The organism is Streptomyces sp. NPDC001351 (genome assembly GCF_042896045.1).
GTDB lineage: Bacteria > Actinomycetota > Actinomycetes > Streptomycetales > Streptomycetaceae > Streptomyces.
The window spans coordinates 215,184-237,851 of sequence record NZ_JBIAWS010000005.1; the positions used below are offsets into that span (position 1 = coordinate 215,184).

The 22,668-nt window shown below is 72.4% G+C and carries 21 protein-coding genes and 1 riboswitch; of the genes, 12 read left to right on the top strand and 9 right to left on the bottom strand.

Annotated elements, in window-relative coordinates; genetic code table 11:
• Nucleotides 1–15 precede the first annotated feature (15 nt).
• Complete coding sequence (locus ACFY1U_RS19820; RefSeq protein ID WP_390695408.1) at nucleotides 16–906, bottom strand: ornithine cyclodeaminase family protein; 891 nt, start codon at nucleotides 904–906, stop codon at nucleotides 16–18.
• A gap of 217 nt (nucleotides 907–1,123) precedes the next feature.
• Nucleotides 1,124–2,038: a LysR substrate-binding domain-containing protein gene (locus tag ACFY1U_RS19825; RefSeq protein WP_390695409.1), complete on the bottom strand. Its 915-nt coding sequence runs from the start codon at nucleotides 2,036–2,038 to the stop codon at nucleotides 1,124–1,126.
• Between the two features lie 82 nt (nucleotides 2,039–2,120).
• Between ACFY1U_RS19825 and ACFY1U_RS19830 the strand changes: the two genes are divergently transcribed.
• Nucleotides 2,121–3,338, top strand: a complete 1,218-nt coding sequence (locus ACFY1U_RS19830; RefSeq protein ID WP_390695410.1) for an NAD(P)/FAD-dependent oxidoreductase — start codon at nucleotides 2,121–2,123, stop codon at nucleotides 3,336–3,338.
• Nucleotides 3,339–3,423: 85 nt separating this feature from the next.
• A complete protein-coding gene (locus ACFY1U_RS19835; protein WP_390695411.1) occupies nucleotides 3,424–4,953 on the top strand; it encodes an aldehyde dehydrogenase family protein in 1,530 nt (509 codons plus the stop codon).
• Between the two features lie 100 nt (nucleotides 4,954–5,053).
• Here ACFY1U_RS19835 and ACFY1U_RS19840 read toward each other — a convergent pair whose 3' ends face one another.
• Nucleotides 5,054–5,707, bottom strand: a complete 654-nt coding sequence (locus tag ACFY1U_RS19840) for a TetR/AcrR family transcriptional regulator (RefSeq protein ID WP_390695412.1) — start codon at nucleotides 5,705–5,707, stop codon at nucleotides 5,054–5,056.
• A gap of 57 nt (nucleotides 5,708–5,764) precedes the next feature.
• On the opposite strand from ACFY1U_RS19840, the gene ACFY1U_RS19845 reads away from it, so the two are divergent.
• The 3 genes from ACFY1U_RS19845 (at nucleotide 5,765) to ACFY1U_RS19855 (ending at nucleotide 9,070) form a co-directional block, all read left to right on the top strand.
• On the top strand, nucleotides 5,765–6,451 hold the full coding sequence (locus ACFY1U_RS19845; RefSeq protein WP_390695413.1) for a class II aldolase/adducin family protein: 687 nt from the start codon (nucleotides 5,765–5,767) through the stop codon (nucleotides 6,449–6,451).
• Nucleotides 6,448–7,377, top strand: a complete 930-nt coding sequence (locus tag ACFY1U_RS19850) for a carbohydrate kinase family protein (protein ID WP_390695414.1) — start codon at nucleotides 6,448–6,450, stop codon at nucleotides 7,375–7,377. The genes ACFY1U_RS19845 and ACFY1U_RS19850 overlap by 4 nt, the downstream gene beginning before the upstream one ends.
• Nucleotides 7,378–7,516: 139 nt before the next feature.
• On the top strand, nucleotides 7,517–9,070 hold the full coding sequence (locus tag ACFY1U_RS19855) for an MFS transporter (protein WP_390695415.1): 1,554 nt from the start codon (nucleotides 7,517–7,519) through the stop codon (nucleotides 9,068–9,070).
• 6 nt (nucleotides 9,071–9,076) lie between these two features.
• Here the strand turns inward: ACFY1U_RS19855 and ACFY1U_RS19860 are convergent, their stop codons facing one another.
• Nucleotides 9,077–9,508: a VOC family protein gene (locus ACFY1U_RS19860; protein ID WP_390695416.1), complete on the bottom strand. Its 432-nt coding sequence runs from the start codon at nucleotides 9,506–9,508 to the stop codon at nucleotides 9,077–9,079.
• Between the two features lie 130 nt (nucleotides 9,509–9,638).
• Here ACFY1U_RS19860 and ACFY1U_RS19865 point away from each other — a divergent pair, with 130 nt between their 5' ends.
• Nucleotides 9,639–10,274 carry a DinB family protein gene (locus ACFY1U_RS19865; RefSeq protein ID WP_390695859.1) on the top strand — a complete coding sequence of 212 codons (636 nt, stop codon included), beginning with the start codon at nucleotides 9,639–9,641 and terminating at the stop codon, nucleotides 10,272–10,274.
• A gap of 15 nt (nucleotides 10,275–10,289) precedes the next feature.
• On the opposite strand, the gene ACFY1U_RS19870 is transcribed toward ACFY1U_RS19865, so the two are convergent.
• From ACFY1U_RS19870 to ACFY1U_RS19880, 3 genes are all read right to left on the bottom strand, one after another.
• Nucleotides 10,290–11,072, bottom strand: coding sequence for a LuxR C-terminal-related transcriptional regulator (locus ACFY1U_RS19870; RefSeq protein ID WP_390695417.1), 783 nt, complete (start codon nucleotides 11,070–11,072; stop codon nucleotides 10,290–10,292).
• A gap of 508 nt (nucleotides 11,073–11,580) precedes the next feature.
• A complete protein-coding gene (locus ACFY1U_RS19875) occupies nucleotides 11,581–13,029 on the bottom strand; it encodes an NlpC/P60 family protein (RefSeq protein ID WP_390695418.1) in 1,449 nt (482 codons plus the stop codon).
• Nucleotides 13,030–13,037: 8 nt separating this feature from the next.
• Nucleotides 13,038–13,211: riboswitch (cyclic di-AMP (ydaO/yuaA leader) on the bottom strand.
• Nucleotides 13,212–13,402: 191 nt separating this feature from the next.
• Nucleotides 13,403–13,807 (bottom strand): DUF5997 family protein, encoded by a 405-nt coding sequence (locus ACFY1U_RS19880; protein ID WP_390695419.1) that lies wholly within the window; start codon nucleotides 13,805–13,807, stop codon nucleotides 13,403–13,405.
• Between the two features lie 59 nt (nucleotides 13,808–13,866).
• Here ACFY1U_RS19880 and ACFY1U_RS19885 point away from each other — a divergent pair, with 59 nt between their 5' ends.
• On the top strand, nucleotides 13,867–14,652 hold the full coding sequence (locus ACFY1U_RS19885; RefSeq protein WP_390695420.1) for a LysR family substrate-binding domain-containing protein: 786 nt from the start codon (nucleotides 13,867–13,869) through the stop codon (nucleotides 14,650–14,652).
• A gap of 175 nt (nucleotides 14,653–14,827) precedes the next feature.
• Nucleotides 14,828–15,586: a hypothetical protein gene (locus ACFY1U_RS19890; RefSeq protein WP_390695860.1), complete on the top strand. Its 759-nt coding sequence runs from the start codon at nucleotides 14,828–14,830 to the stop codon at nucleotides 15,584–15,586.
• Between the two features lie 27 nt (nucleotides 15,587–15,613).
• On the opposite strand, the gene ACFY1U_RS19895 is transcribed toward ACFY1U_RS19890, so the two are convergent.
• A complete protein-coding gene (locus ACFY1U_RS19895; protein ID WP_390695421.1) occupies nucleotides 15,614–16,147 on the bottom strand; it encodes a TerD family protein in 534 nt (177 codons plus the stop codon).
• A 164-nt stretch (nucleotides 16,148–16,311) separates the two neighbouring features.
• On the opposite strand from ACFY1U_RS19895, the gene ACFY1U_RS19900 reads away from it, so the two are divergent.
• Nucleotides 16,312–17,346, top strand: a complete 1,035-nt coding sequence (locus ACFY1U_RS19900) for a permease (RefSeq protein WP_390695422.1) — start codon at nucleotides 16,312–16,314, stop codon at nucleotides 17,344–17,346.
• Nucleotides 17,343–18,071: a TIGR03943 family putative permease subunit gene (locus ACFY1U_RS19905; RefSeq protein WP_390695423.1), complete on the top strand. Its 729-nt coding sequence runs from the start codon at nucleotides 17,343–17,345 to the stop codon at nucleotides 18,069–18,071. The genes ACFY1U_RS19900 and ACFY1U_RS19905 overlap by 4 nt, the downstream gene beginning before the upstream one ends.
• On the opposite strand, the gene ACFY1U_RS19910 is transcribed toward ACFY1U_RS19905, so the two are convergent.
• A complete protein-coding gene (locus tag ACFY1U_RS19910) occupies nucleotides 18,058–18,423 on the bottom strand; it encodes a hypothetical protein (RefSeq protein WP_390695424.1) in 366 nt (121 codons plus the stop codon). The genes ACFY1U_RS19905 and ACFY1U_RS19910 overlap by 14 nt on opposite strands.
• Before the next feature lie 127 nt (nucleotides 18,424–18,550).
• On the opposite strand from ACFY1U_RS19910, the gene ACFY1U_RS19915 reads away from it, so the two are divergent.
• Both ACFY1U_RS19915 and ACFY1U_RS19920 read left to right on the top strand, forming a co-directional pair.
• The gene (locus ACFY1U_RS19915) at nucleotides 18,551–21,151 is read left to right on the top strand and encodes an ATP-binding protein (RefSeq protein ID WP_390695425.1); all 2,601 of its coding nucleotides are present in this window, start codon (nucleotides 18,551–18,553) and stop codon (nucleotides 21,149–21,151) included.
• Between the two features lie 106 nt (nucleotides 21,152–21,257).
• Nucleotides 21,258–22,646, top strand: a complete 1,389-nt coding sequence (locus ACFY1U_RS19920) for an FAD-binding oxidoreductase (RefSeq protein ID WP_390695426.1) — start codon at nucleotides 21,258–21,260, stop codon at nucleotides 22,644–22,646.
• Nucleotides 22,647–22,668 lie beyond the last annotated feature (22 nt).

The window sequence follows — 22,668 nt, forward strand, 5'->3', positions numbered from 1 at the left end:
ACCGGACCGTCGCCGTCATGCCTGCCCCGCCTCGAAGTGGGCCGCGGCGACCACCAGGTCCTGCCAGGCCATGCCCACGCTCTTGAACAACCGCGGCTGCCCGGTGGGGAGTTGGGCCCTGCCCCGCACGAGATCGGCGAGGCCGACCAGTGCGCCGGGATCGAGTGTCCCCGCCTGCACGGCCAGCACGATGTCGCCCGCCTCACGCAGCGCCGCCGAAACCGCCTCCACCACCACCGTCGAACGCCCGACAGCCGTCTCGTCGACCTCCCGGGCGTCCGGTTCGTGCGATCCGACGGCCACCACGGTCGTGTGCGGCGGCAGCAGCGAGCCGTCGAACAACGGCGTGCGCGCCGTGGTGCAGCAGGCCACGACGTCCGCGTCCGCCACATCGTCCGCACTGCCGACTCGCGCCTCGATGTCATCGGCGAAGGCGCGGGTGCGCTCGGCGTCGCGGCCGACGACCACGACGTCCCGGATCGGCCGGACACACCGCAGGGCCTCGGCATGCGACCGTGCCTGAGGCCCCGTCCCGAACAGCACCAGTCGGCTCGCGTCCGGCTCGGCGAGCGCGTCGGCGGCGACGGCGGACACCGCCGCGGTGCGTACGTTGGTGAGCGCGATCCCGTCCAGCAGCGCCAGCGGGGTGAGGGTCTCGCCGTCCAGCAGCAGGTAGTTGCCCTGGATCCGCGGCAGTTTCCGCGCCGGGTTGTCCGGTGCGACCGTCACCACCTTGACTCCGGCGTAGGAACCCCAGTGGGCGGGCATGAGCAGGAGCTGCCCCCGCGGCACCGGCACGGCCGCACGCGGCGGACCGGCCTCCGGGTCGAGTCCGCCGAGAAGGCTCGCACGCAGCGCGCCGATGGCCGCCTCCATGGGCGGCGCACCCTCCAGAACCGTGATCACAGCTGGAAACCCTCCTTGCTCACCAGTCATCTTCCGACCGGTCTCTCCCCACGATGTGGTCCGGACGGCGCAGCCACAAGGGCCGAAGATCGTCCGACGGACGGCCGCGGCGCACCGCAGTGCCGCCCAGCGCTCGGCGCCGGAACGGCCTGCCCGGCGGGTGGAAGCAGCCCTTGAGGTGGGGTCTCCGACAGCGCAGGACAAGCGAGCGCCTGCGCTACGCCGTCGCACCGCGCCGCGTACCGGCCACCGCCCGCAGCACGTCGACCAGTGCGGCCACCGTCGGCCGGTGCTCGGCGGCGGAGCGGAACACCACGACGATGTGCCGCTCGACCCTCTCGCGCAGCCGCACCACGTCGAAGCGGGAGGCGCGCAGCCTCAGCATCAGCTCCGTCACGGTGCTGATCCCGATGCCCGCCTCGACCAGCGCCAGCGTGGCCGCGGTGTCGGTCACCTCGTGCTGGACGTCGGGTTCGATACCGGCCCGCCGGCAGACGGTGCGCACGGCGCGGCCGTAGTAGCTGTCGGGGGAGGGCAGGATCCACCCCAGGTTCTGCGTGTCGGCCAGGGCGATCTCCTCGCGGCCCTCCAGCCACCCGGTGGGCACCGCGAGGGAGAACCGCTCCCGGTCCAGCCGCATCACCCGTAGCGCGGTATCGCGCGGGATGGGCACATCCGGGTAGTCCAGACCGAGCGCCAGGTCCACCGCACCGGAGGCGACGGCGTCGTACACCTCGTCCACGTCCATGTCGCGGCTGTGCACGGCGAGCCCGGGATGCGCCTCGCGCACCCGCTGCAGCGCCGGCGGCAGGATCTCGGCGGCGGCCGTGGCGAACAGCCCCACCACCAGCACCCCACAGACTTCGCCCCGGCTGCGCTCCAGCGCCTCGACCGCCTCGGCCTCCGTGGACAGGATCCGTTCGGCATGCCGGGCCAGCGTCATCCCGGCGTCGGTCAGCTCCACCCGCCGCCCCACCCGCCGCAGCAGCTCCATGCCGGTGGCCTTCTCCAGTGCGGCGATCTGCTGCGAGACCCCGCCGGGCGTGTACCCCAGCGCGCGGGCCACCGCGGTGATGGTTCCGCGCCTGGTCAGCTCCACGAGCGAACGCAGCTGGGAGCTCGTCCAGTCCATATAGGAACACTAATAGATCGGGCGCAGTAACTGTTCATGGACGTCAAAGGTCGCCCTGCGTCACGATGACGGGCACAAAGCCATGCCCCCTCGGCCCGGCGCGACCTCCGGAAGGGACGGCCCCTTGTCCTCCTCGTCCGCCTTCCGCTCCGTTCCGCCGACCGCGGACGTCGTGATCATCGGCGGAGGCGTGATGGGCGCCAGTGCCGCGTTCCACCTCGCCGAAGCGGGGGTGACCGACATCGTCGTCGTCGAGCGCGGCGACCTGGCGTGCGGCAGCTCGGGCAAACCGATCGGCGGCGTACGCGCCCAGTTCTCCGACCCGCTCAACATCGAGCTGGGCAGCCGGAGCCTGCGCGCCTACGAGGACTTCCCGCACCGTCCCGGCGCCGACATCCGCCTGGACACCGTCGGCTACCTCTTCCTGCTCACCACCGACCGCCAGGCCGCGGACTTCGAGGCCGGCGTCAGGACCCAGAACGCCCTCGGCGTCCCCACCCGCATGATCACCCCGGACGAGGCCCGCCGCCTCTGCCCCTACGTCAGCACCGACGGACTCCTGGCCGCCACCTACTCGCCCGCCGACGGCCACGCCCGCCCCGTACTGGTCGTCAAGGGATACGCCGGCGCCGCCGCCCGGGCCGGCGCCACCTTCGCCACCCACACCACCGTGACCGGCATCGACACCGCAGGCGACCGCGTCACCGCCGTCCACACCGACCACGGCAGCATCCGCTGCGACACCGTGATCTGTACGGCGGGCGCCTGGTCACGCCTGATCGGCGACATGGTCGGCATCGACCTCCCGGTCCGGCCGGTGCGCCGCCAACTCGCCTTCACCGAACCGCTCCTGCCTCCGGCGCCCCGCATCCCCTTCACCATCGACTTCGCCTCGTCGGCCTACTTCCACAACAGCGACGACGGCCTGCTGTTCGGCCTCGCCGACCCCCGCCAGCCCGACGGCTTCGACACCACCTGGTCCCCGGAGTGGCTCGAACTGTTCCGGGACGCCGTACGGCAACGGGCCCCCGGGCTCGCCGACATGAGGACCGTCGGCGGCTGGGCCGGCCTCTACGAGGTCACCCCCGACCACAACGCCCTCATCGGCCGCTCCGGCGAACTCGTCAACTTCCTCTACGCCACCGGGTTTTCGGGCCATGGCTTCCTCCAGGCCCCAGCCGTCGGCGAGATCCTGCGCGACCTCCACCTCGACCGCGCACCCTTCGTCGACGTCTCCCCGCTCAGCGCCGACCGCTTCCGTTCGGGGACCGCAACCCGCCCCGAAGCCCACGTGGTGTGAACCTGCGGACCCCGCCCGGGAGCCGCAACCCGACGGCCGCTCGGCCGGCCGCCCTTTCCCACTCACCGAACCCGGAGGAAGCACCATGACGAGCACCTCTCTGCCCAGCACGGACGACCTGCGCGCCCGCGCCCGTACGAGCCTGGAGCGCATCGGCGTCACCGTCCCCGAAGGGGCCGGCTTCCCGGCACGTACGCCGATCACCGGCGAGGACCTCTTCGGCCTCACGGCGGCCACCGCCGCCGACACCGAGGAGGCCGTCACGGCCACCCGCGAGGCCTTCCTCACCTGGCGCACCACCCCGGCCCCGCGCCGGGGCGAACTGGTTCGACGGCTGGGCGAGTTGCTGCGTGACCACAAGAGCGATCTGGCGGACCTCATCACCATCGAAGCGGGCAAGATCCGTTCGGAGGCGCTCGGCGAGGTCCAGGAGATGATCGACATCTGCGACTTCGCCGTCGGCCTCTCCCGCCAGCTCTACGGCCGCACCATCGCCTCCGAGCGCCCCGGCCACCGTCTGGCCGAGACCTGGCATCCGCTGGGCGTCGTCGGCGTGATCTCCGCCTTCAACTTCCCGGCCGCCGTGTGGTCCTGGAACACCGCCGTGGCCCTGGCCTGCGGCGACACAGTGATCTGGAAGCCGTCCGAGCTCACCCCGCTGATCTCCCTCGCCTGCGACCGGCTGCTGGCCCAGGCCGCGGAGGACACCGGCGCGCCCGCGGACGTACACCGCCTCCTGCTCGGCGACCGCACTGTCGGTGAGCAGCTCGTGGACGATCCGCGCGTTGCCCTCATCAGCGCCACCGGCTCCACCCGCATGGGCCGCGAGGTCGGCCCCCGCGTCGCGGCCCGCTTCGGCCGCAGCCTGCTGGAGCTCGGCGGCAACAACGCCGCGATCGTCGCGCCCTCGGCCGACCTCGACCTCGCCGTGCAGGGCATCGTCTTCGCCGCGGCCGGCACCGCGGGCCAGCGCTGCACGACCCTGCGCCGCCTCATCGTGCACCGCGACATCGCCGACACGCTCCTCGCACGGCTCACAGCCGCGTACGCCAGGCTCCCCATCGGCGACCCCTTCGACGGGAACACCCTCGTCGGACCGCTCATCTCCGCCAAGGCCCTCGACGGGATGCAGGACGCCCTCACCCGGGCCCAGGCCCAGGGCGGCAAGGTCCTGGTCGGCGGTGAGCGCCGCCTGGCCGGAGCAGCGCCCGGGGCCGCCTACGTCGAACCGGTCATCGTCCGCGTGGACGAACAGACCGACGTCGTAAGGGAGGAGACCTTCGCGCCGATCCTCTACGTCCTGACCTACGACACGCTGGAGGAGGCCGTCTCCCTGCACAACGACGTCCCGCAGGGCCTGTCCTCCAGCATCTTCACCCGCGACCAGCAGGAAGCAGAGCTCTTCCTCTCCGCCGAGGGCTCCGACTGCGGCATCGCCAACGTCAACATCGGCACCTCCGGCGCCGAGATCGGCGGCGCGTTCGGCGGGGAGAAGGAGACGGGCGGCGGCCGCGAGTCCGGCTCCGACGCCTGGCGCGCGTACATGCGCCCGGCCACCAACACCATCAACTATTCCGGCCGACTCGCCCTGGCCCAGAACGTCAGCTTCCTCTAGGGGGGCACCCGCGGAAATCGGGCGCGAGCGCGACCGTGACCTGGCGGCGCCGGTCCTGAGTGGAGTGGGACCAGGGCTGGTACGCCGCCCGCGGGCACGGTCAGCGGCGGCGTGGACGGCGTGCGGTGACGTCCGCGAGAAAGCCACGCAGCATGACTTTGGCCTCGTCGAGGAGTTCCCCGTCCCCCTCGGCGTCCCGCCGGAACGCCTCCTGCGCCAGCGCGTCGGCCGCGAGGACCGCGGCGTGGCAGGCGCGGGCGAGGGTCTCGTGGTCGTGGGTCATGTCGAGCGCGAGCAGGACGCGGCGGATTCCGTCGGCCATACGCCGCTTGTGCGCGCGGTCCGCGGCGCGGGTCCGCTCGGTCAGACCGCTGCCGAACCACAGGGCCCGGAAGCCGTGTTCGGTGCGGTAGATCCCGGCGAACGCGTCGATCAGCACCCCCACCGGGTCCGCCCAGCGCTCCGCCGCCGCGGCCTGCACGAGGCCGCCCATCGCGGCCTCCAGTTTCGCGAAGTATCCGGCCGCCAGGGCGTCGATGATCGCGTCGCGGTCGGGCAGGTACTGATACAGCGAGCCCACCGACACCTTGGCCTCCGCGGCGACCCTGGTGGTGGTCAGCGCCTCGACCCCCTCACCGATCAGGATGCGCTCGGCGGCCTCCAGGACCCTCGCCAAGCGCGCCTTGCTGCGCGCCTGTTGGGGGGTACGGCGCAGGGGGGCGGCCCCGCCGGCCTCCGCGGTCGGCTCACCCACGAACAACCTCCGAACCTGAACGTGACTTTGTTTCATGTTTAGGTTACGGTCCCGCACATGACCGACTCAAGCGCGGCGCTCGGGCGGGAGCGGGCCGCCGTGGCGGACGCCTGCCGCCGGCTGGGGGCCGAGGGCCTGCTCATCGGCACGGCCGGGAACGTGAGCGTACGGGTGGAGGAGTTGGTCGCGATCACCGCGACCGGGGCGGTGCTCGCCGAACTCACCGCGGACCAGGTGACGGTGGTCGACCTGGACGGGCAGATCGTGGCCGGAACCCTGGAGCCGACCTCGGAGCTGGATCTGCACCTCGGCGTCTACCGGCGCTACGGCACCGGCGCGGTCGTCCACACCCACGCCCCGATGGCCACCGCACTCTCCCTCGTCCTCGACGAACTGCCTTGTATCCATTACCAGTTGCTCGGTCTCGGCGGCACCGTCCGCGTCGCGCCGTACGCCACCTTCGGCACCCCGGAACTCGCCGGGTCGGTGCTCGCCGCGCTGGAGGGCCGCAGCGCCGCCCTGATGGCCAACCACGGCGCACTCACCCACGCCCCGACCCTCGACAAGGCCGTCGAGCACGCCCTGCTGCTGGAGTGGGCCTGCGGTGTCTACCGGCACGCGGCCGCGCTCGGACCACCCCGCGTCCTCGACGAACAGCAGCAACTCGCGGTCATCGAGGCCGCCATCGCCCGCAACTACGGCACCACCCACCCCGTACCAGCCGCGCAGGAGGAAGAGCGATGAAGGTCGTCACGATGGGCGTGCACGTGCTGGACGTACTGGTGCGGCCGGTGGAGGAGATACCCGAGGGGCAGGGCGCGACCCTCGTCGACGACATCCGGATGACCGCCGCCGGGACGGCCGGCGGCACCGCCCTCACGCTCGCCAAGCTCGGCGCCTCGGTGCGCACCGCCGGTGCGATCGGCAGCGACCCGACCGGCGACCTGCTCGTCCAACTCCTCGACAGGGCAGGCATCGACACCGCGCTGCTCGTCCGCCGTGTCGACACCTCGACCTCCGCGAGTGTCCTGCCCATCCGCCCCAACGGCGACCGCCCGTCGCTCCATCTGCTCGGCGCCAACATCACCTACGGCCTCGACGACGTGCCCTGGGACGCCGTGGCCGAGGCGACCCACCTCCACCTGGGCGGCCCCGAACTCATCGGCGCCGACGTCGCCGCGCGCATCCTGGCGCACGCCAGGGAACACGACGTGGTCACCTCCGTGGACCTCCTCGCCCCCGGCGAGCTCGGCACCTTCGACCAGATCGAAGCGCTGCTCCCGCACGTCGACTACCTGCTCCCCAACGACGACCAGGTCCTCGGCTTCAGCGAGGAGCAGGACCTCGTGACCGGCGCGAAGAAGCTCCTCGCCGCCGGGGCGGGCCTCGTCGCGGTCACTCGCGGCGGCGACGGAGCGCTGCTGGTGACCGCGGAGGGCACGGAAACCGTCCCCGCCTTCGAGGTCGACGTCGTCGACAGCACCGGCTGCGGCGACGCGTTCTCGGCCGGGTTCATGCGGGGCATCAGTCTCGGCCGCACCCCGCGCGAGGCCGCCGTGCTGGGCAGCGCCGCCGCCGCGCTGGTGGCGCAGGGGCTGGGCAGCGACCACGGGGAGTTCGACCTGCCGGAGGCCGACGAGTTCGCCATGACCCACAAGACCCGCTCCTGAACCGCTCGACACGCTCCAAACCGGTGTGAACCGTCACCGAGTCAATCAAGTGGTGACGGTCGCAACAGGGGCGTACGGTCGAACGGTAGACGCCGCAGTGGACGGCACCGTTCACCGACGCCGCCGAGTGCGACACACCATGAGCAGCAGCCCGCAGCCGACCTCCGCATCACAGGCCGCCACCCGCGCACCGGGCGGCGGCGGAAACGGCATGGCGCTGCTGGTCATCGCCTCCTGCCAGCTGATGGTGGTCCTGGACATCACCATCGTGAACATCGCGCTGCCGCACATCCAGAGCGCCCTGAACTTCTCCACCACCAGCCTCTCCTGGGTGGTCAACGCCTACACCCTCACCTTCGGCGGCCTGCTGCTGCTCGGCGGCCGCACCGGCGACATCCTCGGCAGGCGGCGCATGTTCGTCTTCGGGGTGCTGCTGTTCGCGCTCGCCTCCCTGCTGGGCGGGCTCGCCCAGAACTCCGGTGAACTCCTCGCCGCACGCGCCCTCCAGGGCGTCGGCGGGGCCATCGCCTCCCCGACCGCACTCTCCCTGGTCAGCACGACCTTCCGCGAAGGCCCGGAACGCAACCGGGCCTTCGGCGTGTTCGCCGCGGTCTCCTCGGGCGGCGGCGCCATCGGGCTGCTCGCCGGCGGCGTGATCGTCGAGTGGCTGAACTGGCGCTGGGTGCTGTTCGTCAACGTCCCGATCGGCCTGCTGATCGCCCTCGCCGCACCCCGCTGGATCAAGGAGTCCGAACGGCATCCGGGCCACTTCGACATCGCCGGCGCGCTGACCTCCACCGTGGGCATGGTGCTGCTGGTCTACGGGTTCATCAGAGCCGCCCAGGACGGCTGGCGCGACGCCCTCACGCTGGCCTCGTTCGCCGCGGCGGTCGTGGTCCTCGCGGTGTTCATCCTGGTCGAGCGCGGCTCCCGGCAGCCCATCACCCCGCTGCACATGTTCGCCGACCGCAACCGCGCGGGCACCTACGGCATCATGCTGAGCCTGGCCGCCGCGATCTTCGGCATGTTCTTCTTCCTCACGCTCTTCGTGCAGGACGTCCTGGGCTTCAGCCCGCTGCAGGCCGGGCTCGCCTTCCTGCCGGTCAGCGCGGTCATCGCGGTCGGCGCGGCGCTCGCCTCGCGGTTCCTGCCGAAGTTCGGACCCAAACCCTTCATGGTGGTGGGCGCCGTTCTCGCCGCGGCGGGTCTGGCCTGGCTGACCCTGACCGACGTCCACTCCACCTACGCGGGCAGCATCCTCGGACCCGTCTGCGTCTTCGGCCTGGGCATGGGCATGGAGTTCGTCTCGCTGACCCTCATGGCGCTGTCCAACGTCCCCGTCCGGGAGACCGGCGCTGCCTCCGGACTCCTCAACGCCACGCAGCAGGTGGGCGGTTCACTCGGCCTGTCCATCCTGGTCACCATGTTCGGCACGGCCAGCACCAACGAGGCCCACCAGCAGATCCCGCGCTTCCTGGCCCAGGCCACCCCGGCCGAACGCCTGCGCTTCAAGCACACCGGGCAGCTTCCGAGTCCCTGGTCCGACCACGTGCTCACATCCGGGATCTCGGCGGCCTTCATCATGGCAGCGATCTTCGCCGTCCTCGCCGCCCTGATCGCCCTGGTCGTCATCCAGGTCCGCCCCTCCGACCTGGAGCGGCTCAAGGGCGGGATCGGACCCGCGCCGGGCTGAGGCTCCTCAGCCGGCCGACACCGTCTGCCCGCCCCACTCCTCCGGCGCGATGTCCGCGAGGGTCTCCGAGAACGTCCACTGATGACCCGCGAGGTCCTCGGCCGTGTACTGGCGTTCCCCGTACTCGAAGTCGGTCGGTTCCATGACGATGCGTGCGCCGTGGGTCCGGGCCTGTTCGCAGTGGGCGCGGACGTCGTCGACGCGCACCGTCACCGAGTGCGTGACCTCGCCGGGGCGCGGGGGACGGCGGTCCTTGCGGGTGTCCCCGACGATCACGGCGCCGTCGCCGAAGCCGAGCTGCGCGCGGTGGTCCTCGCCGATCCGCACCCGTTCCACGAACCCGAAGGCCGCACCGAGCCAGGCGACCGCCGCGCGTACATCGGGGTAGATCAGGACGGGGATGACGGTCGAGGAGGGGATGGAGCGGTTCGGCTTCATGGCCGACTCCCTGTCATCGGGAACCTGTCGCCGCACTACCTGCCCCCGGAAAAGGAGAGGCGGGGTGTGCGCCGGTCGTGCCAGGCTAGCCGGTCGGTTCATGCCCGCGCCGTACGTCCACGAGTCCGCCATGGGAGTGCCGGTGACCGTAGCTCGTCTGGCTCCGTTGCTGGAGCAGTTCGACTTCGCCTGCGGGCGTCTGGCCGCCCGGCTGACCGGGCCGGTGATGGACAGCGGCGACGGTGCGGACACCGAGGTCGGGCCCATGACCGACGAGGAGTACCTCTGGGAGCCGGTGGCGGACTGCTGGTCGGTGCGGCGACGGGTGGACGGTCCCGGGCCGCGCGCCACCCTGCTGGCCGGCGCGGCGGACGGGGACTGGGGACGTGACGCGGCCTCCTACCCGCACCCCTGGCCGCCCCCCTTCACCACCATCGCGTGGCGGCTGAGCCACCTCAGCGAGATGCTGACCCTCCGTGCCGATCACACGGCGGGCAACCACAGCCTCACCCGGGACGACTACCTCGTCAGCGGGGACGTGGCAGCGGCCGTCGCCGCCTTCGACGCCGGAGTCACGGCCTGGCGCGGGGCGCTGGTGAGCAGCGGCGACGCGGCGCTCGACAAGGTCGGCCACTGCAGCTATCCGCACGGCAGCGACCCGGAAGAGCCTTTCGCCGGCATCGTGTGGTGGGTCAACCAGGAAGTCCTGCACCACGGGGCCGAGATCGCCCTGCTGCGCGACCTGTACCGGGCGCGACGGCCCTGACCGCGCCGCCGCGGGTCACGGCGTGGCAATCAGCCCCAGCTGCTGCGCCCGCAGGACCGTACTGATGCGGTCGCGGGTGCCGAGTTTGCGGTAGATCTTCTCGACGTGCTTGTGGACCGTACGGTCCGAGATACCGAGCCGCCGGCCTATCGCGGCCGCGGTCAGGGCGTCCGTGAGCAGGAGCAGGACGGCCATCTCCCGGGGAGTGAGCGGGCAGTCCGCGGCCGTTTCGCCCGCGGAGTCCGGGGCGGCCGTCCGCTTCCAGCGCTCCAGGAGCTGCCGTTGCTGCTCCACCGCCGCCAGCAGGGGCTGCAGCTGCCGGGCCACCCGGACGTGGTCGTCGGTGAAGTCCGTACCGGAGCGGTAGATCATGCATCCGGTGATCGGCGTCGTCGTCAGGGGCAGCGGCACGGCCAGCACATGGTCCGCGTCCATGATGTCGCCGATCAGCCGCGCGGTCGGGCTCACCGGCCATGCGGCCCCGGCCGCCCTGCGCGCCGTCAGCGGAGTCCGGTCCGGGCCGCCCGCGTAGTGGTCCGCGAACGGAAAACCCGCCCGCAGCAGGCCCAGGTCCTCCTCCCCGAGCCCGTCGAACTCGACGGCGACCTCGGACGGCATGCCGACCGTGCCTCCGGTCTCGTTCCAGTCGTCCAGCTTGTAGATCAGGGTCTCGCCGCCGCACAGACCGGGCAGGGCGGACGCGAGCAGCGGCCACAGCCGCTCCGGCTCACGCTCGTTGAGGGCGGCGACGGCCACCGACAGCATGCGTTCGTGGGCCCCGCCCGGCACCTGTGCCACGTTCTTCTCCGCTCGTCCGCCGCGTACGCAGTTGTACCCATACCGGCGATGCCGTCCACTGCCCCAGACTGCATGCGAGCACCCTTGAGCGACAACGACGTTCTCGCATGTACTCCAGCACACCGGCGCCACGGAAGCCGCAGCGGGGGAGTCCCGGCGCTCGGGGAGGACGCCGGGAACCCCACGCCGTGCCGGGGCCGCCGGCACGGGGGACCGGCGGCCCCGCAGGGCTCACTCCGGCACGGGCGGGTTCGTACGCATCGCATCCGAGAGCGACTTGACGCGTTCGGGTCGCGGGAACCGGCGCTCCCGGAACCGGAGCCACAGGTGGCCGTTGCGCATGCGATCCCGCGGCGGCGAGGGCGGCGGCCAGGCAGCGACGCCCGTGCATGCGTCACCGGATGTCGCGGGGTTCCTGTGGCGAACAAGAAGGAGGCCGCCGACTTCCGTCGGCGGCCTCGTGGTTCAGCGAGCTGTTGGTGTCACGCCGCTGCCGGCGTTCCTCGTCTCATGCGGGGCGTACGGCGATCCGGACCGCGGCTTCCCCTGCGTAGTGGACCGAGTCCTCGCGGATGACCGCGCCCGGGCCCGGTGCGTGAATCATCAAGCCGTTGCCGGTGTAGAGGCCGACGTGGCTGAAGTTGTCGTTGAAGAAGATCAGGTCTCCGGGGCGGCTCTCGGCCAGGGGAACCACCGTGCCGGCGCCCGCCTGCTCGTACGTGGTGCGCGGCAGGGTGACCCCGGCGGCCCGCCAGGCGGCCTGGGTGAGCCCGGCGTTGTCGTACGACTCCGGCCCGACCGCACCCCACAGACAGGGCCTGCCGATCTGTGCACGGGCGAAGTCGATCGCCCGGTCGGCCTTGGTGACGGTGGGCGTACCGGCGGCGGGCACGCCCGTGTCGAGGACGGACGGCTGCACGGTCCAACCCCCGGCCTGGGGTATCCCGGTGTCCAGTACGGACGGCTGGGTGCGCCACTCCTCCGTCGCGGGTACGCCGGTGTCCAGCACGGACGGCTGCATGCGCCACCCCTCGACCGCGGGTATGCCGGTGTCGAGCACGGACGGCTGCATGCGCCACCCCTCGACCGCGGGTACGCCCGTGTCGAGAACCGACGGCTGCATGAGCTGATCCCCGGCCGCGGGCAGCCCCGGTTCGAGCACCGTCGGCTGCTGCAGCCGCCAGGCCTCATCGGCTGCCGGGCTGGTCTGTTGCACCTGGTCCTGCCAGGGGAGCTGGGCAGGCGCGGCCTCAACGGCCGGGCGCGGTGCGGAGGTCTGCCGGGCGGTGTACCGGTACAGCAGTTCGCTGGCCGCCGCGATCTTGCGCTGGTTCTGCTCCTTGGACCTGCGCAGGGAGGACTGCTTGGACTCGGGGGCCGCCGCGGGCAGCGCGGGGGCGGCCTCCTGGCGGGGCTGCGGGACGGCGGGGAGCGTGGCCGTGGGGCCTGCGGTCAGCTCGGCCACCGGCCTGCGGGGCTCCGCGGAGGGCAGCTCGGCCACGGGCCGGGCGGTCGCCTCCAGCTCAAGGGCGGTGCTGCGGCTGTCCGCCGCGCGCCGGGGCTCGGCCTGGCGGGCCGGCCTACGGTCGGCCGGGAGCACCGCGGGAACCGTCGGACCCAGCGAGGCGCGCGCTCCGTCGAACCACCGCCGGGACACCGAGTCGAGTGCCGGATCCGAGCGGCCACGCTCGCGGGGCGGGGCGGCGGGCGGCCGCGCTCCCAGCAGCTGGGCCCGGGTGAAGTTGTAGTTGCCGGTGTCGGACTCGGCCTGGTCGTAGAGGCTGCTCACCCGCTGCCGGACGGCTTCGCGGCTGGGCCCCTCCTCGCCGGTCGTCGGCGCGGCGTCGGCGGTCTGCGAGAACAGGGCCACCGAGGTGAGGGCGGCGGTCGCGAGAGCGGAGTTGCGCATACCGGGAAGGCCGAAGCCTCCGGTGCGCGATGGTCGATCCGGCGCCATGGGAGCCGTACTCCTTCCGTACTCCGCCTACCGAGTTAGCTGTCGGGTTCGGGCGGTCGGTTCCGGAAGGCATGCCCTACGGCCCCTGCCCTGGCGGGCAGTCGGCCGATTCACCCCGTCGTTCGGTTGGGTCCCCGGTTCCGGCTGCCACAGGGGCGCACCGGATTCGGCGGAGGCCGCGCGTCCCGGCGGGGTTCGCCGGAGGAACTCGTGCGGCCTGAAACCACGCTAGCCAACTTGTGCGGCTCGTGTGAAGGTTGAAGGCCGGAATGTCCGATACGCTTTTGTGACCTTCGTCGTGACGTTCCGTCAGATACGTGCTTTGTGCACGCAGTGGATCCGGACGGCAACCGTCCGTCGCGAACGGGCCGCGTCAGGACCGCGGGCCCTCGCTGCGAGCCTCGCGCTCGGCGTTGCGCTTCTTGATGCGCGCCGCCTCCTTGCGGACCTCGGCCTGGGTGGCGCGCTCCTTCTGCAGCCACTCGGGCTCTTCCTGCTTCAGGGCCTCGATCTGCTCGGTGGTGAGCGGCTCGGTGATCCCGCCGCGGGCGAGACCCGCGATGGAGACGCCCAGCTTCGCCGCGACCACGGGACGGGGGTGCGGGCCGTTCGCCCGCAGCTCGCGCAGCCACTCGGGCGGCTCGGCCTGGAGCCGATCGAGCTCGGCTCGTGAGACGACACCCTCCTGGAACTCGGCGGGGGTGGCCTCGAGGTACACACCCAGCTTCTTCGCCGCGGTAGCGGGCTTCATCGTCTGGGTGCTCTGGTGCGACTTCATGCCGTCCAGGGTATCGAGCATGTTCGAGACCTCCGACCACGGCCGGGTAGCCTGGACTGGTGACAGGCTCGGAAGAATCCCAGGCGTTCCGGCTTGCGTACGTCCCGGGAGTGACCCCCGCCAAGTGGGTGCGGATCTGGAACGAGCGCCTGCCCGACATCCCGCTGAACCTCCTCGCCGTTCCGGCCGCCGAGGCATCCGACGTGTTGCGTGCCGGTGGGGCCGACGCGGGACTCGTACGGCTGCCGGTCGACCGTACGTTCTTCAGCGCCATCCCGCTCTACGCCGAGACGACGGTCGTCGTCGTCCCCAAGGACCACGTGATCACGGCGGCGGACGAGGTGACCGTCGAGGTCCTCGCGGACGAGGTGCTCTTCCACCCCCTCGACGACGTCTTCGACTGGGACCGGCCGCCGGGCGAGCCCGCCTTCGAGCGCCCCGCCACCACCGAGGACGCCGTGGAACTCGTCGCGGCGGGCGTCGGCCTCCTGGTCGTCCCCCAGTCGCTGGCCCGTCTGTACCACCGCAAGGACCTCACGTACCGGCCGCTGGCGGACGGCCCCGAGTCGAGCGTCGCCCTGGCCTGGCCCGAGGAGGCGACCACGGACCTGGTCGAGGACTTCATCGGAATCGTCCGCGGCCGCACGGTCAACAGCTCCCGCGGCCGCAGGGCGGCGGCACCGGAAACGAAGGGCAAGGCGGGCGACACGACCGGCGCCCGACGCAAGCCCACGGCGGCCAAGGCGAACGGAAAGACGACGGGGAAGTCGGCGGGACGCAACCCGAGGGCCGGATCCGACGTCTCCAAGGGCGCCAAGCGAAGGAAGCCCCGCCGCCGGGCATAGCCTCCCTAGGGGCGGCCTCGCCCCGTACCGACCATCGGTGGGGCGATGGACGGGAGGCGGGGGAGTCTTGCTACGCAAGGGGGTGCGGTGCGCGGGCGGCGCCGCGGATCGGCTGCGTGCCCACGGGCTGTGGGGAGATCCGGCCGACCGTGAGTACAGGCGGCCGCGCGGCGCGCTGTGGCGGGTGGTGGCGTTCGTCGTGCGCACGCTGCGGGGCGAGTGGCAGGGCATCGTCGTCGACCCGGTGCGGCAACTCAGACGTCGTGGGCTGCCCGCACTGTTCCTGGCGTTCCTCGCGGCCTTGGGCGTCATCTTCTTCCATGCGCTGGCACAGTGGCCGACCGGTGCGGTGGTGGTGCGGCTGCTCGGCGGCGTCAAGGGCGACCTGCCGTTGTGGCTGGCCCTGCTGCGGACGCCGGTGTCGCTGTATGTCCCGGCTCTGGATCTGCCCGTGTGGGGCGGGATCACGAGCCTGTTCCTCGCGTTCGCCCTCGCCGAGCTGAGCCTCGGCCGGGCCAGAACGCTCGTCATCTCGTATGCGACCACCCTCGCCGGCACCCTCGTGGTGCGCGTGATGCTCGCGCTCGGCCCTGGCTGGGGCGGGCTGGGGCTGCCGCCCGGGATCGGTCAGGTGCTGGACACCGGACCCTCTGCCGCCGTCGTGGGCCTTTTCACCTATCTCTCCGTCGTGCGGCGCGCTCCCATCGTGTTCGCCCTCACCGGCGGGTCGATGGTGTGGGAGTCGATCGCCGTGCCCAATCTGGCCGGCCGCGAGCATCTGATAGCGGTCGGCACCGCGATCGTCCTGGCGCTGTTCCACGAACACGGCCGCAAGCGGGCGTCCGCCCGGCCCCTTCTTCCGGTACGCCGGGCTCAGTCGCCGGGGGCGAGGACCGAGCGCCCGTGCCCGGACGATCACGTCGCGGTCGGGTGAGGGCGGTCGGCGCGCGTCCGGCGCCCGTCACGGCTGCGGGGTACCGCCCATCTCCGCCGCGAAGACCGTCGGGTCGCTGTCGAAACCGCGGACCAGTCTGTGGAACTCCCAGGCGCCGGAGGCGTCCCGGGTGAACTCGGCGACCGTCGCCGCGGTGGCGTCGGCGACCTGCCCGAAGTCGTCCTTGAGCAGTTCCGTGTACCCGTCGACGACCAGCACGCCCGTGTTCGCTATGTCGCCGAAGCACTTGGGGCCGCTGCTCTGATGGATCGCCACACCCACGACCACCCGCGCGAAGGAGGGCGCCAGGCGGTCGAGCTCCAGGACCATCACCTCGACGAAGCCGAGGCCCAGGCCGGTCTCGCTGTGCCGGCTCATGTTGATGGTGCCGTCCGGCGAGCGGCTCTCGGTGTGCACGACGTACACCGGCCGTCCCTGCGGGGCGTCCGTCGAGTAGGTGGTCGCCATGATGTCCAGATGGTGGGGCGGCCGGTTCCAGGGGCTGGGATCCCACTTGAGCCGCACTTCGATCTTTCCCTGTATCTTGCCGTCGCCGCTCACCCGGACGCCGCCCCTCTCGCATCAGGCCACCGCGGGACAGTCCCCCCGCAAGGTCAAGTATGTTCCCGGTCCCGTTCATTCATCCGCCCGCGGCGGCGTGTGCGCACCGTGAGGGGAGTGATCCTGGCTTATCTTCGCCACGAAATCCGACATCCGGAGTAAATATGAATAAAACGGATGAGCTGGTTGGTGTGGCGGAAGAAGTGGCGCTCGTCGCGCCGGCCGGCCATCAGGGGCGCCGCGTCACCGGACGGCCCCTGCCCCTCGTCGTCGTCACCGCCGTGGGCTCGGTGGCGGTCCTCTCGCTCACCGGCGTCGGATGGCTGAACCAGCCCGCCGTCGCGGCCTGGCGCACGGTCTGTCTGGCCATCACCGTCCAGGCGCTGCCCTTCCTGCTGCTGGGCACGGTCCTGTCGGGGGCGATCAACGCGTTCGTACCGGCCGACCTGTTCACCCGGATCCTGCCTCGCAGTCCCGCGCTCGCCGTCCCGGTGGCCGGCGTCGCGGGGGTCGTGCTGCCGGGCTGCGAGTGCGCCTCGGTGCCGGTCGCGAACAGCCTGATCCGGCGTGGTGTCACCCCGTCCGCGGCCTTCGCCTTCCTCCTCTCCGCCCCCGCGATCAACCCGATCGTGCTCACCGCCACGGCCGTCGCCTTCCCTGGAAACCCCGCCATGGTCGCCGCCCGGCTGCTGGCCTCCCTCGTCACCGCGGCCGCGATGGGCTGGCTGTGGCTCTGGCTGGGACGCGAGGAGTGGCTGCGTCCGTCCGTCCGCCACACCGGCCACCGGTCGGGACACAGTCGCGCACGGGAGTTCCGCCTCGGCTTCCAGCACGACTTCCTGCACGCCGGCGGCTTCCTGGTGCTGGGCGCCATGGCCGCGGCCACCTTCAACGTGGCCGTGCCGCGCTCGGTCCTCGACACCTTTTCCGGCTCGCCCTGGCTGTCGGTGCTCTTCCTGGCCGCGCTCGCCGTCCTGCTCGCCGTCTGCTCGGAGGCCGACGCGTTCGTCGCCGCCTCGCTCACCGGCTTCTCGCCCACCGCGCGACTGGTGTTCATGGTGGTCGGGCCGATGGTCGACCTGAAGCTGATCGCCCTTCAGGCGGGCACCTTCGGCCGGTCCTTCGCCCTGCGCTTCTCGACCGCGACGACGCTGGTGGCCGTCGCCGCCGGAGTCCTGATCGGAGGCGCACTGCTGTGAAGCGCCACGCCCAAGTCCTCCTGCTGGTCCTGACCGGTCTGGGCCTGCTGCACGCCGCCCTGTTCAGCGACCTCTGCCTGCGCTACGTCAAGGAAGGCCTGCGCCCCCTGCTGATCGCCTCCGGGGCGCTGCTCCTGCTGCTGGGCCTGGCAGCAGCGGCCCTGGACCGCGCGGCCCCCGAAGCCGACGCGCACGCACACGGCCACGACCACTCCACCGCGCCCCGCATCGCCTGGCTGCTGTTCCTGCCCGCGCTCAGCCTGCTCCTCTACGCCCCGCCCGCCCTCGGCGCGTACACCGCCTCGCACGCGAGCAACAAGGCCGTGCCGAAGGCCCAGCGGTTCGATCCACTGCCCGCGACCGTCCCGCTGCCGATGACCCTCACCGACTTCACCGCCCGGGTCCAGCAGGACCGGGAGCAGGCTCTCAGAGGCCGCAGCATCCAGATGACCGGGTTCGTCACCCCGGCGGGGCAGGGCGGCGGCTGGTATCTCACCCGGATCATCTTCACCTGCTGCGCGGCGGACTCCCAGTCGGTCAAGGTCCGCATGTACGGGGCCACCGCACTGCCGGCCAACACCTGGGTGGCCGTCACCGGAACCTGGCACCCCAAGGGCACACTCGGCACGAAGTCCGCGACGGCGGCCCTCGACGTCCACCGCACCGAGCGCATCTCCCCGCCCGTCAACGCCTACACGGACGACCTTCCGCTCACGCCTCCGTGAGGGCGGATCCCGATCCCCGAAGAGGGCCGACGGCGGCGGCAGCGATCCTGAACCGCTCGTCGAGCGTCCACCAGACCTCGGCCAACAGGTCCGGCCGCTCATGGCGTCGACTGTGACCTCGGTGAAGGGAGCGGCGACCGAGACCTGTTCGCCGCCGGATGCCGGGCGGGCCGCCCCGAAGACGGTGGTGCGCCCGCCGTCGCGGCTGATCGGCGTCCCGGGCGCGCAGATACGCACTGGTCAGGGCGCCGACCGCTACGGTCGCTCCGGCGGGTGAGACGTGCTTGAAGGAGGCGGCCGCCGGCCGGCCGAGGGAGCGGCTCGCCTCCCGCACCAGGCGGTCGACGCTCACCCCGAACCACGGACCGCTCCCCGGTGGTCGTCCACCCTCGCCAGTCGCGGCCGGATCAGACTCCACCGGCGACATCCGACCGGCAGGACCCGTCATCCCGCACCGCTCCGGTGGCAGAATCGGCGGCGTGGACCGGGGGATCCTCGAGCGCGAGCCCGAGCTGGCACAGCTGGCCACGGCCGCACGGGAGGCGGCCGACGGGGCCGGTTCGGTGGTGCTCGTCTTCGGCGAGGCCGGAATCGGCAAGTCGAGCCTGGTGAGAGCCATGCCCGACCGGCTGCCCGGGCAGGCCCGCGTGCTCGTCGGACAGTGCGACGACCTCGCCACCCGGCGCCCCCTCGGGCCGTTCCGTGACCTCGTCGGCAGCGTCGGAGCCGAACTCGCCCGCGCCGTCACCGAGGGCGGCGACCGCCACCGCGTCTACGAGGCCCTGCACGGCGAGCTGGCCGTGACCCCGCACCCTGCGGTACTCGTCGTCGAGGACGTGCACTGGGCCGACGAGGCATCCCTGGACGCCCTGCGTTTCCTCGTCCGGCGCATGGAGCGGCTGCCCGCCCTGCTCGTCCTCACCTACCGCGACGACGAACTGAGCCGCGGACACCCCCTGCGCCACCTCCTCGGCCAGGTCTCGCGCGCGCCACGCGTGCACCGCCTGCCCCTGGCCAGGCTGTCACTCGCCGCCGTCCGCACGCTCAGCGCGGCCGGTCGTCTCGACCCCGCTCAGGTCTACGAAGTCACGTCCGGGAACCCCTTCTTCGTCGCCGAGGTCCTCGCGTCCGGCGGCACCGGGGGAGTGCCCCCGACCGTCGTCGACGCCGTGCTCGCCCGGCTGCGCGGACTGGAACCCGCCACCGTCGACGCGTTGGAGCAGCTCGCCGTCGTCCCCTCGGCGGTCGAACGCCCGCTCGTCGATGCGCTGCTGGGCGGTGGGGTGGCCGTCCTCGCGGCGGCCGAGCAGCGCGGGCTGCTGGCCGTGACGCCGGAACGCGTGGCGTTCCGCCACGAGTTGATCCGGCGGGCGGTCGCCGACTCCGTGCCCACCGCCCGGCGCATCGACCTCAACCGTGGCGTCCTCGCGGCCCTCGTGGCCCGGCCCGGCACGGACGCCGCCCGCATCGTCCACCACGCGGCCCAGGCCGGCGACCAGGACGCCATCGCCCGCTACGGGCCCGACGCCGCCCGCGACGCCGCCTGCGCCGGTGCCCACCGCGAGGCCGCCGCCCAGCTGCGCCTCGTCCTGCGGCAGCGGCACCGCTACCCTCCGCCCGACCTCGCCGACCTGCTCGAACGCTACGCCGTGGAGAGCTACACCATCGCCGACTCGGCCGCCGCCGTCACCGCCCAGCGCGAGGCGGTCGCCCTGCGCCGCTTGCTCGGTGACACCCTCGCCCTCGGCGCCGACCTGCGCTGGCTCTCCCGTATCCACTGGTGGGCCGGGGACGCCGACGAGGCGCAGGAGGCCGCCCGCGAGGCCGTCGCCGTCCTGGAACACGCGGGCGACGACCGGCTGCTGGCCCTTGCGGTCAGCAACATCGCCCAGCTGCGGATGCTGTCCGACCGCTATCCCGAGGCCGTCGAACACGCCGAACGGGCCATCGTGCTCGCGCAGAAGACCCAGGACGCGGCGATCCTCTCGCACGCCCTCAACAACATGGGCACGGCCCGCTGGCGCGGCGGCGACCCCGGCGGGCGCCACCAGGTGGAGGAGAGTCTCGAGGTCGCCCTGGACGCCGGTGAGGTCGAACACGCCTGCCGCGCCTACGCCAACCTCATCTGGACCCTCCTCGACCACCTGCAGTTCGCGGAGGCCGACCGTTTCCTGCTCCCGGCCATGGACCTGGCCGACCGCGCCGAACATCTCGGCTTCCTCACCTACCTCCACGTCGAGCTCGCCATACGCCGGCTCGCCGCAGCCGACTGGGACGAGGCCGAGCGGCACGCCGAGTTCGGCATCCACGACTTCCTGCCCGCACGCTGCCCTGCGCTGACCGTCCTGGCCCGGGTGCGCACCCGCTGCGGCCGGCCCGGCGCCGACGAACTCCTCGCCGAGGCCCGGGAGATCGCCGTACGCACGCGGGAACTCCAGCGCACCGGGCCCGTCGCCGCCGCGCTCGCGGAGGCCGCCTGGCTGCGCGGCGACCACGCCGCCGTCGTCGAGGCCGTCGCCCCCGTGCACGCCCAGGCCCGCCACCTGGCCGGTGTCCCCTACCGCGCCGAACTCGGCTACTGGCTCACCAAGGCCGGACACCCGGTCCCGGCGGACGACTCGGGACATCCGTACGCGCTGCAGGCCCGCGGGCAGTGGCGGCGGGCCGCGGCCCTGTGGCACACGGCGGGCTGCCCCTACGAATACGCAGCCGCCCTCGCCGAGAGCCCGGAGCCCGACGACAAGCTCACCGCCCTCGCCCGGCTCGACGCGCTGGGCGCCGAACCGCTGGCCCGGCTGGTCCGCGCGGAACTGCGCGGGCTCGGCGTGCGCCGCATCCCGCGCGGCCCGCTCGCCGCCACCCGCGGCAACCCCGCCGGCCTCACCGAACGCCAGCTGCAGGTCATACGGCTGCTCGCCGAGGGCCTGACCAACTCCGAGATCGCCGCCCGGCTCGTCGTCTCCGTCCGCACCGTCGACAACCACGTCCGCGCGGTCCTCGACAAACTGGGCGCACCCACCCGTCGGCACGCCGCCGCCCGCGCCGCGGAGCTCGGACTGCTCACCGAGGGCGAAACGTAGGTACCCCACGGGCCCGAGCTAGGTGACACCCACGGATGCCCGGGCGGACGCAACCCGAGTAGAACGTGCAGATCGACCCGACTCCGAAAAAACGGGGGATATCCGCATGTCCAGTACACCCGTCCAGGCGGCACGCAGGGAACTGGCCGACTTCACCGGCGAGCTGATCGGCCCCGAGGACTCCGGCTACGAACAGGCCCGCACCGTCTACAACGCGATGATCGACCGGCGCCCGGCACTCATCGCACGCTGCGCCGACGCGGACGCCGTGGCCCGCGTGATCGGCTTCGCCCGCGCCCACGACCTGCCCCTGGCCGTCCGCGGCGGCGGCCACCACGGAGCCGGCCTCGGCACCGTCGACGGCGGTGTGGTGGCCGACCTGTCACCCCTGAAGGACATCCACGTCGACCCCGTGGCCCGCTCCGTGCGCGTCGGCGGCGGCTGCGTCTGGGGCGAGGTGGACCGCGCCACCCACCCGCACGGCCTCGCCACCCCCAGCGGCATCGTCTCCACCACCGGCGTCGGCGGGCTCACCCTCGGTGGCGGACTCGGCCACCTGACCCGCAAGTGCGGACTGACCATCGACAACGTCCTCGCCGCCGACATCGTCCTGGCCGACGGACGGCAGGTGCGTGCGAGCGCCGACGAGAACACCGACCTGTTCTGGGCGATCCGCGGAGGCGGCGGCAACTTCGGCGTCGTCACCTCCTTCCTGTTCCGGCTGCACGAGGTCGGCACCGTCGTCGGCGGCCCGACCTTCTGGCCCGTCGAGATCAGCCCCGAAGTCCTCAGCGCCTACCGGGACTTCCTGCCGAACGCGCCACGCGAGCTCAATGCCTTCTTCCTCTACGGCATGGTCCCGCCGGCCCCGCCGTTCCCCGAGGACATCCAGCTGCGCAAGACGGCCGGCGTGGTCTGGTGCTACGCGGGCGACGACACCGAGGCCGCCGCACGCGAGATGGCTCCGCTGCTCGACGCCCTGCCGACACCGATGCTGCACGCCGTCGGACCGATGGCCCACCCCGACCTGCAGTCCATGTTCGACGGGCTCTACCCGCCCGGCCACCAGTGGTACTGGCGCGCCGACTTCGTCAACGAGATCCCCGACGAGGCCGTCGAACTGCACGCCAAGTTCGGCACCGAGGTGCCGACGGCCCAGTCGACCATGCACCTGTACCCGATCGACGGCGCGGCCCATGACGTCGGCCCCGACGACACCCCCTGGGCCTACCGAGGCGCCCAGTGGTCCACCGTCTACGCCGGAGTCGACCCCGACCCGGCCAACGCGGACCTCGTCAGGCGCTGGACCGTCGACTACTTCGAGGCCCTGCACCCGTACTCGGCGGGCGGCGCCTACGTGAACATGATGATGGACGAGGGCCAGGACCGCGTCCGGGCCAGCTACCGCGGCAACTACGACCGCCTGGCCCGCGTCAAGGCCGACCGCGACCCGGACAACGTCTTCCGCCTCAACCAGAACATCCGGCCCAGCTGAACCAGGCCTCGCTGAACGGGCG

What these genes read in the sequence shown, in the direction of transcription:
- ACFY1U_RS19825 (WP_390695409.1), bottom strand. Translation starts at nt 2,038, where the DNA reads ATGGACTGGACGAGCTCCCAGCTGCGTTCGCTCGTGGAGCTGACCAGG.
- ACFY1U_RS19830 (WP_390695410.1), top strand. Translation starts at nt 2,121, where the DNA reads ATGCCCCCTCGGCCCGGCGCGACCTCCGGAAGGGACGGCCCCTTGTCC.
- ACFY1U_RS19835 (WP_390695411.1), top strand. Translation starts at nt 3,424, where the DNA reads ATGACGAGCACCTCTCTGCCCAGCACGGACGACCTGCGCGCCCGCGCC.
- ACFY1U_RS19845 (WP_390695413.1), top strand. Translation starts at nt 5,765, where the DNA reads ATGACCGACTCAAGCGCGGCGCTCGGGCGGGAGCGGGCCGCCGTGGCG.
- ACFY1U_RS19850 (WP_390695414.1), top strand. Translation starts at nt 6,448, where the DNA reads ATGAAGGTCGTCACGATGGGCGTGCACGTGCTGGACGTACTGGTGCGG.
- ACFY1U_RS19855 (WP_390695415.1), top strand. Translation starts at nt 7,517, where the DNA reads ATGAGCAGCAGCCCGCAGCCGACCTCCGCATCACAGGCCGCCACCCGC.
- ACFY1U_RS19860 (WP_390695416.1), bottom strand. Translation starts at nt 9,508, where the DNA reads ATGAAGCCGAACCGCTCCATCCCCTCCTCGACCGTCATCCCCGTCCTG.
- ACFY1U_RS19865 (WP_390695859.1), top strand. Translation starts at nt 9,639, where the DNA reads ATGGGAGTGCCGGTGACCGTAGCTCGTCTGGCTCCGTTGCTGGAGCAG.
- ACFY1U_RS19875 (WP_390695418.1), bottom strand. Translation starts at nt 13,029, where the DNA reads ATGGCGCCGGATCGACCATCGCGCACCGGAGGCTTCGGCCTTCCCGGT.
- ACFY1U_RS19880 (WP_390695419.1), bottom strand. Translation starts at nt 13,807, where the DNA reads ATGAAGTCGCACCAGAGCACCCAGACGATGAAGCCCGCTACCGCGGCG.
- ACFY1U_RS19900 (WP_390695422.1), top strand. Translation starts at nt 16,312, where the DNA reads ATGAATAAAACGGATGAGCTGGTTGGTGTGGCGGAAGAAGTGGCGCTC.
- ACFY1U_RS19920 (WP_390695426.1), top strand. Translation starts at nt 21,258, where the DNA reads ATGTCCAGTACACCCGTCCAGGCGGCACGCAGGGAACTGGCCGACTTC.